The following is a 12032-nucleotide window of genomic DNA, read 5'->3' as shown; positions in this document are numbered from 1 at the left end:
ATCTGTTATTAAAACACCTGTTTAAATCCACTGTTTGATTTCGTAGTGAAGTCAGCGTTATTTAAGAGGTGTTGTCATGGCGGACTATCGCGTTCCTCGTGAAGATATGCAGTTTGTGCTGCAAGATGTTTTTAAAGTTGAGCAAGATTGGGCACAATTCGCGGAGTTGTCTGAGTTAGATATGGACACCGCTGTCGCGATTATTGATGAAGGTGCCAAATTAGCTGAAACTCTTATTGCACCGAATGCTCGTGCCGCTGACGAAGAGGGTGTGAAGTTCGAAAACGGCACCGTGACAACGCCAAAAGGTTACAAAGAGAACTTTAAACAGCTTGCTGAGGGCGGTTGGGTTGGCGTTACCGCCAATCCGGAATTCGGAGGCATGGGTCTTCCGAAAAGTATTTCTGCTCAATACGAAGAAATGTTATGTGCCGCCGATATTTCCTTCTCACTCTATTCGGGCTTAACAGCTGGCGCGATCATGACCATTGATCAGCACGCTGACGACAATTTGAAAGCAACCTACCTTGAAAAAATGATCAGTGGCCAGTGGACCGGCTCAATGTGTCTCACTGAACCGCATGCTGGAACGGACCTCGGTATTATCCGATCCAAGGCTGAGCCTAACGAAGACGGCAGTTTTGCAATTACTGGTACAAAAATATTCATTACCGGTGGTGAACACGATTTAGTCGACAATATTGTGCATTTGGTACTTGCAAAACTACCTGATGCACCGGCGGGTAGCAAAGGCATTAGCTTGTTCCTCGTACCGAAATTCTTAGTGCAACAAGACGGCTCGTTGGGCGAACGTAATGGCGTTCATTGCGGCTCTATTGAACATAAGATGGGTATTCATGCCTCAGCAACGTGCGTCTTGAACTTTGACGGTGCCAAGGGCTGGCTAGTTGGTGAGCCTCATCGTGGTTTGCCAGCAATGTTCACTATGATGAATTATGAGCGTTTAGGCGTTGGTATTCAGGGCCTTGGTGCCGCCGCGCGTTCATATCAGAATGCTTTGGACTATGCACAAGACCGACTGCAAGGTCGTGGCGCTAAAGCAACCAGTGAGATGGAAAAAGAAGCTGACCCACTGATTGTGCACGGTGATGTGCGTCGCATGCTGTTGACCATGAAAGCCTTTGTTGAAGGTGGGCGAGGGTTTTCTACCTACGTTGGCCAACAACTTGATATTGCAAAATATGCACAAGATCCGCAGCAAAAGGCACGCGCAGAAGCATTGGTTCAGCTGTTAACGCCGGTTGCCAAGGCATTTCTTACGGACACGGGTTTTGAAGTAACTGTAATTGGTCAGCAAGTATTCGGCGGTCATGGCTTTATTCGCGAGTGGGGACAAGAACAGCTTGTTCGTGACGCGCGTATTGCACAGATTTATGAAGGCACCAACGGCATTCAAGCACTTGATTTACTTGGACGTAAAATTGCAGGTTCGCGTGGTGAGTTACTGCAACCCCTGCTGCAAGACATTCAAGATTTGCTCGATCAGCCACTTGCTGGTTTAGAGGTTGAGTTTAAGCAGCTTGCTGAAGCAACAGAACTGTTGCGCACTATCACGGGTGAAGTGCTTAACCGCGTTGGTGATGATGAAAACATTATCAACAGTGTTGCCGTTGAATACCTCTATTTGGTGGGATATGTCGCATTTGCCTATATTTGGTTGCGCATGGCCGTTGTCGCCGACCCGTTGGTGGCTGAACGTCCTTATTTGGCAAGTAAGGTGAAAACAGCGAAGTTCTACATGGCCCGCATTTTACCGCGGATTCATGGTTTAGTTGGGGCTATTCGAGACGGCAGTGAAAGTTTGTATCGGCATGAAGTGGGCGAGTTTTAATCGCCCACTTTGCAATAGCTAAGACAGAACAATGCTGTTGGCGTTAGTCACCTAACGACAACAGCGTTGCGTTACCACCAACAGCAGTGATGTTATTGGTGCGCGTTTTTTCCGTCACAAAACGTGCTAAGTAGTGCGGACCACCAGCTTTCGGGCCAGTACCAGACATACCACGGCCTCCAAATGGCTGCACACCTACAACGGCACCAATCTGATTACGGTTAATGTAAACGTTACCGACGTCCATGCGGCGGGCTACGTCTGCAGCGAAGGTCTCGTTGCGGCTGTGAATGCCGAAGGTTAAACCGAAGCCGGTGCCGTTGATGCTGTTAATCACATCATCAAGCTCGTTGGTCTTCCAGCGAATCACGTGCAGGATAGGGCCAAAGTTCTCTTTGACTAACTGATTGATGCTATCGATTTCAATCGCTGTCGGGGCCACGAAAGTGCCGCCGTCGGTATATTCTGGCATTGGCGCGCGGGCGATAAGACGTCCAGCTTGAGATATATCATTGATGTGTTGTTCCAGGTTACTTTTCGCAACACCATCAATAACTGGGCCGACATCGGTTTCATGGAAAATTGGGTCACCAACTTTCAATTCGGCCATGGCACCTTTGAGCAGGTCAATAATGCGGTCGGCAATGTCATCTTGCACAAACAATACGCGCAGTGCAGAACAACGTTGGCCAGCACTCTTAAATGCACTGGCAACAATGTCAGTTACTGCTTGCTCAGGTAATGCGGTTGAGTCGATCAGCATGGTGTTCTGGCCACCGGTTTCAGCAATAAACGGCACGATGGCACCAGTACGAGCTGCTAAAGCGCGGTTTATCGCTTGTGCTGTGTAGGTTGAGCCGGTGAAGCAAACCCCGCCGATGTCTTCTTGCGACACCAAAAAGTTACCGACTTCTGCGCCGCTACCGGGCATAAAGTGCAATACGTCGCCAGGAATACCAGCTTCAAGTGCTAACTGAACTGCCCGGAATGCAATCAGACCGGTTTGTTCCGCAGGTTTGGCAATAACGCAGTTACCAGCAACCAATGCTGCCGCAACTTGACCGATAAATATTGCCAACGGGAAGTTCCAAGGGCTAATACAAATGAATGTACCGCGGCCTTGTAGCAATAGTTCGTTGGTTTCGCCGGTTGGGCCTGGCAGCGTGGTGTCTTCACCCATAAGCTCGCGCGCTTGCTGCGCGTAATAGCGACAGAAGTCCACAGCTTCGCGGACTTCGTCAATGCCATCTTGCAAGCTTTTACCTGCTTCTACGCTACACAAGGCGATCAGTTCGTTACGGTTGGCTTCCATCAAGTCAGCGAGTTTCTCAAGGGACTTAGCACGAACCTCCACGTCAGTGTCACGCCAGCGGCGGTAAGCGGCATTAGCACTTGTTAAGGCTTGTTCCGCTAACGCTTTGTCGCCCCAGCAGATGGTACCAACTTGGTGATCAGTTTTTTGCGGGCTGTGAATCGCCACGCGGTGATGTGCATCAACCACATCGCCATTTACAATTGGACCACCTTGCCATTGTTTGTCACTGTATTGGTGAACCGCGTTAATAAAGTCATCAGCTTGTGAGTGAATGTTCATATTCAATCCTAACGAGTTTTTCCGATCACTGAATATCTGCGTCGGTAATGGAATTTTGTTATTTGCAAAATGTTCATGTTTTAACATGATGCGTAGCGGGTGCTCAGTAAGCTCTGCCACAGGCGTTTGTGGGTCGACCAATTTATGCACGAACGAAGTATTAGCGCCGTTTTCTAACAGTCTGCGTACCAAGTAGGGTAGGAGATCTTTATGGGCGCCAACAGGTGCATAAATTCGGACCGTGATATTGGAGTCTTGTTCCAGTAACGTGTCGTATAAGTCATCACCCATACCATGCAAGCGCTGAAACTCAATACGGCGCTGGTAGGCTTTGTTAAGGTCGTTAATGGCAACCACAGTCTGTGCGTTGTGCGTCGCAAACTGAGGATAAATTGCGCCATCAGTGGCTTCACTGAGCAAGTAATGCGCACATGCCAAATAAGATACGTCGGTGTTGGCCTTGCGCGTAAATACGGGATAGCCCCGCAGGCCGTTGACCTGGCAAAGTTTGATTTCAGTATCCCAATATGCACCTTTTACCAGGCGTACTGGAATTTCATCACCGCATTCGCGTGCTAATGCAGTAACCCAGCATAGGGTAGGTAATGCACGCTTAGAATAAGCTTGTACCACCAGACCAAAACGCGGCCAGCCTTTACAAACACCGCTGCGGTAGACCTTCTCGAACAATTCGAGCGACAACTCCAATCGATCAGCCTCTTCGGCATCAATCGTAACGCCGACATCTGCTTCTTTTGCTAGCTTAACCAGCTCGGTAAGGCTCGCTGCAAGTTCGGTCAGTACCCGCTCATGATTAGCTGCTTCATAGCGTGGGTGCAGCGCTGACAGTTTTATCGAAATAGTCGGGCGCGGCGCATTGGGGTTATTGAAATTTTCTTTACCAACCACCTTAATCGAGTTCACGTAGTCAGCATGATAGCGACGCGCGTCTGCGGTGGTTAATGCTGCTTCGCCCAACATGTCATAGGAATGCGTGTAGCCTTTATCGCGGTTATTTCTGCTGTTCTTCAAGGCTTCTTGAATGGTGCGGCCCAACACAAATTGAGTCCCCATAATTCGCATTGCCGCATAAGTGGCTTTACGAACGATAGGTGAACTAAGGCGGCGAACCATGCGGCGAAATACGCCACGAGGCGTTTCCATGGGCTGCCCGGTTGGATTGATGATGTTATTGGTTAACGCCAAGCCCCAGGTGCCGCTGTTCACCAACCACGACGCACTTTGCCCCATGTGCTGGTGCCAGTCACCACCCGATAACCGGTCTTGTATTAACGCGTCAGCTGTTGTCGCATCAGGAATACGCAGAAGAGCCTCTGCAAGGCACATGAGAATGATGCCTTCTTTGGTATCTAAACTGTATTCTTGAAGAAAGGCATCGACACCGCCACCGTCGGCACGGTCGCGTACTTTATTCACTAAATCGGCAGCCGCCTGAGTAACCGTATCAAGATTGTTCTCATCCTGAGGTAAAAGGGGCAACAGCTCACGCAAGTAAGCATCTTCATCGACAATATAATTGTCGGTGATCGCTTGTTGGAGTCGACCAAGGTCGGCGCCGGTATACTGAGCCGCAAGTACTTCACTTGCTTTGAACATAGCATCTCCTGTTAGACTCAGCCCAAGGCTGGCGGTGACATATTTTGGGCGCCAGTATATGACTTTTTTGGCGCAGGTAAAGCTAGTCTGATCAGATTTTTTTTAATCGACAGAATCGCGCCCACGGTGCAATTTTTAGGCAGTGCTGTCAAGCCCATTTCAGTTGACCCGTAAAGATACTGCGAGTACCGTATGAACGAAGCAAAATCAACGCGTAAGAGAGTACTTGTGAGCCAGGAAACAGAAATAAAATTACTGGTAGAACCAGCACAACGAGAAGCAGTCTTGGCATTATGCCAACAATTGGCAAAAGACGCCGAGCGTTCTACCTTGGAGTTAACTAACACCTATTTTGATACCCCTGATCTGCAATTGCGACAGCATGACATGGGGTTGCGTATTCGGCGCCGTGGTGATGAGCGTGAGCAAACAATTAAATTAGCCGGTAATGTTTTGGGCGGATTACACTCAAGGCCTGAATACAACGCGATAATTACTCAAGATTCGCCTGATTTAACATTGTTTGAAGAAGACATCTGGCCAGATGAATTTCCGTTGTTTGACATTCAACGTGAACTCACTCAATTGTTTCGTACAGACTTCACACGTCATCGTTGGCATATACCAAGCGGCGAGGGTGTTATCGAATTGGTATTTGATGAAGGCCAGATTGTCGCTGATGAGCAGTCACGGCCATTGTGCGAAATAGAGCTTGAAGTGCAGGGCGGCAACACGTCAGACGCCTATAAATTAGCACGTCGTTTTATTACTCGAGTAAATGCCCGGGTAGGTAGTTTAAGCAAAGCTGCGCGCGGCTATTTGCTGGCGCAAAAATCAGTACTTGAGCCATTTACGCATGCGCATTTCGTGCATCAACAACCAACCGACGATGTCGGTACTGGTTTGTATCGGGCACTCTCTTACGCATTGCAATATTGGCAGCATAATGACGCTTGCCTTACTGAGCAGCCTAGTGTGCGGGCTGTTGCCGGAATTACTGACGGTATTCGTCTTTGCAAAGTTGTTCTGCAGCAATTGGCGTTATTTGAGTTGGATGTGACCGATCATATTGCTCGATTGGAACAAATGCTTGGGCATTTGGGCTGGTTAAGCCGGTATGACGGCTTAAATGAGTTGACCGCAGATGATGGTGCGTATCATCGCGCTTTAAAACAGAATCAAAAGTTATTTGATTTCATCGTGGAGCAGCAAGAGCATGCGGTGCAGCTTGAGTTAGTGATTAATTTGAGCAAGCGTGATGACTACCAGCTGACACTGTTTGAGCTCGGTGAATTGTGTGCGGAACAACCGCGACATGAGCAGCTGATGCAGATACCACTCAAGCAATGGGCATCACAGCGCCTTCGTGATGATTGGCAGCAGGTGGTTGAAGCATTTACTAAGAATGACGAGTTACGCGCTGATCAATATTTGAAATTACTCCCGCAGCTGCAGAGCTCTTTGCAACTTGGTTATTGTGTAGGGTATTTATTTGATGCGGATGATCGGGAAAGCTTCCGAGCTCCATGGCAAGACATGATGCGTGGTATTCGGGAAATCATGGCGCTAAAACTATTACGTGAAGCAATCAAAGATACTGATGATATCAATACCGAGAAGCTACTAAGTTGGCAAGAGATACAACTCGAGACATTGCTATACGCGCTTGAGCGTTCGCGGCGCTCCGCATTAAAACAAGAACCGTATTGGATGCTTTAATCATGGAAGCTGCGGCGCGCGTTACAGCAATAAGTGAGTTTATTGCACGGACCGTCGATCAGCAGCCAGATGCAATTAACTGGCAGGGTGATCAGGTTCAGCTACTTAAGCTGTCCGACTACCGTGAAACCCTTATTCAAGGGCTTCGTGAGTGTCACGATGAAGCAGAAGCGCACCGTTTGGTAAGGCGTTTAAGACAGCAATGGTATGCCAGCTTAGCTGCCGCTGATTTACTGGAACAAATTGAATTAAAAGATATGTTGGCGCACATCAGTGCGACAGCTGATGCGTTTATAGAACAGTCATTGGCTTGGCTATATCCGCGATTTTGTGAGCGCTTCGGTACGCCGCGTGACTCGGAACATAACGCACTGCCCTTGCTGGTCATTGGCATGGGCAAGTTGGGCGGTGGTGAACTTAATTTTTCATCCGACATAGACCTTATTTTTTGCTACCCAGAACAAGGTGAAACGGACCACGCCCGCAAGCCAATTGAAAATAGTGTGTTTTTCACGCGGTTGGCACAGGCGTTAGTTACAATGCTGGACCAAACAACCAGTGAGGGGCGCGTGTTTCGGGTTGATCTTCGTTTGCGCCCATTTGGTCAATCTGGGCCTGTCGTTGCGAGTTTGTCAGCACTTGAATATTACTACCAAGAGCAAGGGCGTGATTGGGAGCGCTATGCCATGGTTAAAGCGCGTATTATTGGTGCCGGTGACGATTACCAACAGCAATTATCAGCCTTATTAAGGCCCTTTGTTTACCGCCGTTACATCGATTTTTCTGCTATCGACGCGCTGCGTAAAATGAAAAGCTTGATTACTCAGGAAGCGCGCCGAAAGGGCGTTGAACGAAATATTAAGCTCGGCGCTGGCGGTATTCGGGAAATCGAGTTCATCGCGCAAGCATTTCAGCTGATTCGTGGTGGCCAACAGCGCCAACTGCAGACCCAGTCCATTTACGGTGCGTACGCAGCAATAGCAGAGCTCGGCATTCTCACGCAACAAACCGTTGATGAATTACTTGATTGTTATGCGAAGTTGCGCCGTATGGAACATGTCTTGCAGCAGCTCAATGATGAACAAACTCAAACTTTACCGGACGATGAACAGCGCCAACAGCGCATCAGCCTTGCGTATCAGCAACCCTGGTCAGATATCGAGAACATGATTCGAACTACCATGAACCTTGTGCATGGCCACTTCAAGCAAGTTATTGGAGACCCCGACGCCGAAGACGAAGAAGCAGGAGAGCTGCAATTATTGTGGCAGGACATGATTGATGACGATACCGCCGTTGACGTGTTGATCGATGTGGGGTTGGGTAAAGCCACAGCGCAGCTTGTGTGGCAACAAGTAAACCAGCTGCGCAAAGATGTCCGCAAACGTGGCTCTGGACCGCGTGGGCGCAAAGCAATGGCGAGGTTGGTGCCACTATTGCTCGAGCGCATTGTTCAATTTGCTGATTCTGATTCAGTACTTGAACGGGTATTGCACGTTCTACGCAAAATTATGACCCGCACGGCCTATGTCGAACTCTTGGTTGAGAACAGCGGCGCCCGTGAACAATTAATTAAACTGTGCCGAGCAAGTTCATGGTTAACCCAGCAAATTGCACTGTATCCATTGTTGTTGGATGAGTTGATTGATCCGCAGCACCTTTATCAATTACCCCAACTCACCGAATACCCCCAATTACTCGATGAGTTTATGTTGCGCTTACCTGAGCAGGAAATTGATCTCGAAGCGCAGATGGATGCTCTGCGCCAAGCGCGACAAGTACTTCAGCTAAAGGTAGCTGCTGCTGATATTAGCGGCGCGTTGCCGCTAATGAAAGTCAGCGACCATTTAAGTTACCTGGCGGAGGCCATCATCGCCAAAGTAGTGCGTCTTGCATGGTTCCAATTGGTTGAGAAGCATGGTGCTCCGCCGCAGCGCGATGCCGACGATATGGGGTTTGCTGTATTCGCATACGGTAAGCTCGGTGGACTGGAGCTTGGTTATGGTTCGGATCTTGATTTAGTGTTTATTGCCGATTCAGATTATGAAGGCGAAACGAGTGGCCGCAAACCGATTGAGGTACAGCAGTTTTATCTGCGCTTAGCCCAACGCATTTTGCATTTATTCACCACACGCACAGTTGTTGGTACTTTGTATGAGGTTGATATGCGTTTGCGCCCTTCGGGTAAAGCCGGTTTGTTGGTTACGCGATTCGATACGTTTGCCAGTTATTTAGCGGAAGACGCATGGACCTGGGAACTGCAAGCTTTGGTGCGGGCACGCCCCGTTTTTGGATCACCAGAACTATGCCAAAAGTTGGTGGATCTTCGTCGTCAACGGCTGGGGGCTCGCCGCGATAGCGATGTGTTGAAACAGCAGGTGATTGAGATGCGTGAAAAAATGCGCGATCACCTCGAGGCTCGAGTTGAAGCGCAAGAGTTTGATGTCAAGCAGGGCGCTGGTGGTATAACGGATTTGGAGTTTCTGGTTCAATATTTAGTGCTTAGATTTGCGCCAGAATATCCGGACTTAACAGTTTATACGGATAACATTCGAATTATTGAACAGGCTGGTCACTTAGGTTTGCTCACCGATTTACAAACCGAACAGCTCATATCAGCATATATCGCTGAGCGACAGGTTATTCATCAGCTGGCACTTGATGACAGGGGGAATGTGACCCGGCAAAATCTAGCCAAGCACCGCCACGCAGTTATCTCAGCGTGGCAGGCGTGGCTTGGTGATTAGCCGTCGTAAAGACTGGGGTCGTCGGCGTTCGGACGTGTTTTGAAACGACGATGTATCCACATGTATTGTTCCGGACGTTGCTGAATAGCAAATTCAATCATACGATTGACACGGGTTACATCGGCTACGTTGTCGCCAGTTGGAAAGTTTTCAAACTCAGGATAATAGGTCATGTCATAGCCGGTTCCATCGTCGCGACGGAAACATGTGACAGGCAACACTGCGCAATTGGCGTTAGCGGCAAATAGCAACGTGCCCGTTGTGGTGCTCGCTTGTTTAACCTCAAATAATGGTGCAAATACAGTGCGCTTACGGCCGTAATCCTGATCAGGCAGGTATCCGGCAATTTCGCCTTGATTGAGCGCTTGTAGCATACTTTTGACATCGGTTCGTGGAATCATGTACTTGTTTGACCGCCCACGGCCTAATGTTTGTAAGTACTCCATAACGGCATTGTTATGCGGGCGATACAGACCTACCGCTGGCTTCACGAAACCATGCAGCCGTGCATGAACTTCTAAACTTAGAAAGTGGAAGAGTAGCAGCAGTACGCCTTTACCATCTTTTTGGGCTGCCTGAAGATGTTCAACACCGTGCACATGCAACTTACGGCGAATACGCCAATCAGGCCACCACCATGCCATACCGGTTTCAAAAAAAGCGATGCCTGTATTCTGCATGTTTTTGCGTACAAGTTGCTCAATGTCAGCAGCTGACATGTGCGGGAAACACAATTCAAGATTTCTGCGTGCTATTTTTGCGCGGCGTGGGAGAAAACGATAGAGCAACCGCCCTAAACCTCTGCCCATCCCGAGTTGCCAGCGATAGGGCAACCACGAGATGGTGTAGAGTAAGCCGACGCTAAGCCACGTTAACCAATATTTAGGTAAAAGAAAACGTGGCTCAAAGCTGGGTTTCTCAATTATTTTCATTAAGTAAGCTTGCGTTGATGGCAACTAAATCTTGTTCACTAATCTGGCCTGAAGCTTGTTTCAGGGTTAACGACTGGCGAATGTAACCATAACGTGCGCTTGATAGGTTGCGACGTGCATTGTACAAGTTGCGCGTGCTGTTCAGTACGTCAACAATAGTACGTGTACCCACTTCAAAGCCTGTTTGTGTTGCTTTTAACGCACTTTCTGCAGAAACCACTGCTTGTTCAAAAGCGCGAATTGTCGCCATTGAGGCAACAACATCGTAGTAAGCGCTACGAACTTGACGCTCAACATTACGACGCACACCTTCAAGTTCTTGGCTTGAAGCAACAAAGTTCTCACGCGCCTGATCCACTTCTGATGAAGTGCGGAAGCCGCTGAATAATGGCACGTTCAGTGACAACCCAATCGAGTTCGAATCCATGCGTGGCATATCAGTTTCCATGCCACCAGCAGTTGTCGTGGTGTCATTGGTCGAATAGTCGGCAGACAATGAAACGGTTGGCAGGTGGCCGTTGCGGGCTAGGTCGATTTGCTGTTCGCTGATTTCGACAGCGACACGCTGAACTAACAGCTGCAAGTTTTTATCTTCTGCAATTTTTACCCACTGCTGCGCATCTTGTGGCATTGGAGATTCTGGCGAGAAAGAGTCAGTATTCAACTCAGCTAAATCTTGATGATAACGCCCGGTAATTTCACGCAGTGATTCTTGCGCAATTTCTACCGCATTTTTTGCCTGGATTTCGGAAGCGACTGAGGTGTCATATTGAGCTTGCGCTTCATGCACGTCAGTGATGGCCGTTAAACCAACTGAAAAACGTTGTTTGGTTTGTTCTAGCTGGCGCTCAATTGCTTTTTTCTCGGCAGTTGCAAATTCGAGGTCATCTAAACGTTCCAATACGGTAAAGTATGAGTTCACTACACGAATCATTAACTCTTGGCGTACGCTTAAATAATTCACTTCGGCTTGATACGCTTGTTTCTCACTCAGCGCTGCACGGTCCCAAACATTCATGTCAAAAACTGTTTGCGATAAATTCACACCGGCATTCCAGCCGCGACTTTCTGAGTCGACAGTAACAAATTGTTGTGAGGTTGGGTCAAACTGCGGACGTTTAGATTCAGAACGTGAGTAACCCGCAGCAAAACTCACTTGCGGCCAAAAGGCTGACTTACTGATATCGATGCCTTTTTGCGCAGCGCGACGTTGCGCATCAACTTGTTGTAAGGTTGGATCGTTTTGCAGGGCGAGTTGGAAAACTTGTGCAAGGTCGTCGGCATAGGCAACACTTGATGTTGCGCTGATGGTTAAGCCAACTAAAACTGATAATACGTGCTTTTTCATGGGCTAGGGTGTCCTAATTATCTGAAAGCATTGTCTTGTCAAAAACTTGGCCAAAAACTGGCTGCTATTTTACATACACACGTGAATGTTTACTAGTTTACTTTTAATCACGCTTAATTGCATTGCGCCAGTTGCAACAGAATGGGTTCAAGTGTAACTAATTATGTGCCAAAGCGGGCTTTTTTTACAATTGTTATGAATCAAATTAGCGCTAAGTCGAGTA

General features: G+C 48.3%; 6 protein-coding genes. 3 read left to right on the top strand and 3 right to left on the bottom strand.

All coding sequences use genetic code 11. From position 1 onward, the window contains the following. The first annotated feature begins 76 nt into the window (after window positions 1–76). Window positions 77–1852, top strand: coding sequence for an acyl-CoA dehydrogenase C-terminal domain-containing protein (locus tag EGC76_RS05805; protein WP_128352053.1), 1776 nt, complete (start codon window positions 77–79; stop codon window positions 1850–1852). A 43-nt stretch (window positions 1853–1895) separates the two neighbouring features. Here the strand turns inward: EGC76_RS05805 and putA are convergent, their stop codons facing one another. Beyond that, entirely contained in the window at window positions 1896–5063 is a 3168-nt protein-coding gene (gene putA / locus EGC76_RS05800; protein WP_128352052.1) for a bifunctional proline dehydrogenase/L-glutamate gamma-semialdehyde dehydrogenase PutA, read from the bottom strand. Between the two features lie 228 nt (window positions 5064–5291). On the opposite strand from putA, the gene EGC76_RS05795 reads away from it, so the two are divergent. Both EGC76_RS05795 and glnE read left to right on the top strand, forming a co-directional pair. After that, entirely contained in the window at window positions 5292–6782 is a 1491-nt protein-coding gene (locus EGC76_RS05795) for a CYTH domain-containing protein (protein WP_128352106.1), read from the top strand. A 2-nt stretch (window positions 6783–6784) separates the two neighbouring features. Continuing rightward, on the top strand, window positions 6785–9529 hold the full coding sequence (glnE, locus tag EGC76_RS05790) for a bifunctional [glutamate--ammonia ligase]-adenylyl-L-tyrosine phosphorylase/[glutamate--ammonia-ligase] adenylyltransferase (protein ID WP_128352051.1): 2745 nt from the start codon (window positions 6785–6787) through the stop codon (window positions 9527–9529). Here the strand turns inward: glnE and lpxL are convergent. Continuing rightward, window positions 9526–10455: an LpxL/LpxP family Kdo(2)-lipid IV(A) lauroyl/palmitoleoyl acyltransferase gene (lpxL, locus tag EGC76_RS05785; protein ID WP_128352105.1), complete on the bottom strand. Its 930-nt coding sequence runs from the start codon at window positions 10453–10455 to the stop codon at window positions 9526–9528. The genes glnE and lpxL overlap by 4 nt on opposite strands. Further along, window positions 10448–11809: an outer membrane channel protein TolC gene (gene tolC / locus EGC76_RS05780; RefSeq protein ID WP_128352050.1), complete on the bottom strand. Its 1362-nt coding sequence runs from the start codon at window positions 11807–11809 to the stop codon at window positions 10448–10450. The genes lpxL and tolC overlap by 8 nt, the downstream gene beginning before the upstream one ends. Between the last annotated feature and the right edge of the window lie 223 nt (window positions 11810–12032).

Source organism: Pseudidiomarina gelatinasegens (assembly GCF_004025325.1).
In the GTDB taxonomy this organism is placed as follows: domain Bacteria; phylum Pseudomonadota; class Gammaproteobacteria; order Enterobacterales; family Alteromonadaceae; genus Pseudidiomarina; species Pseudidiomarina gelatinasegens.
Note: the sequence above shows the minus strand (reverse complement) of the source record. Positions and strands in the feature narration are given on the sequence as shown.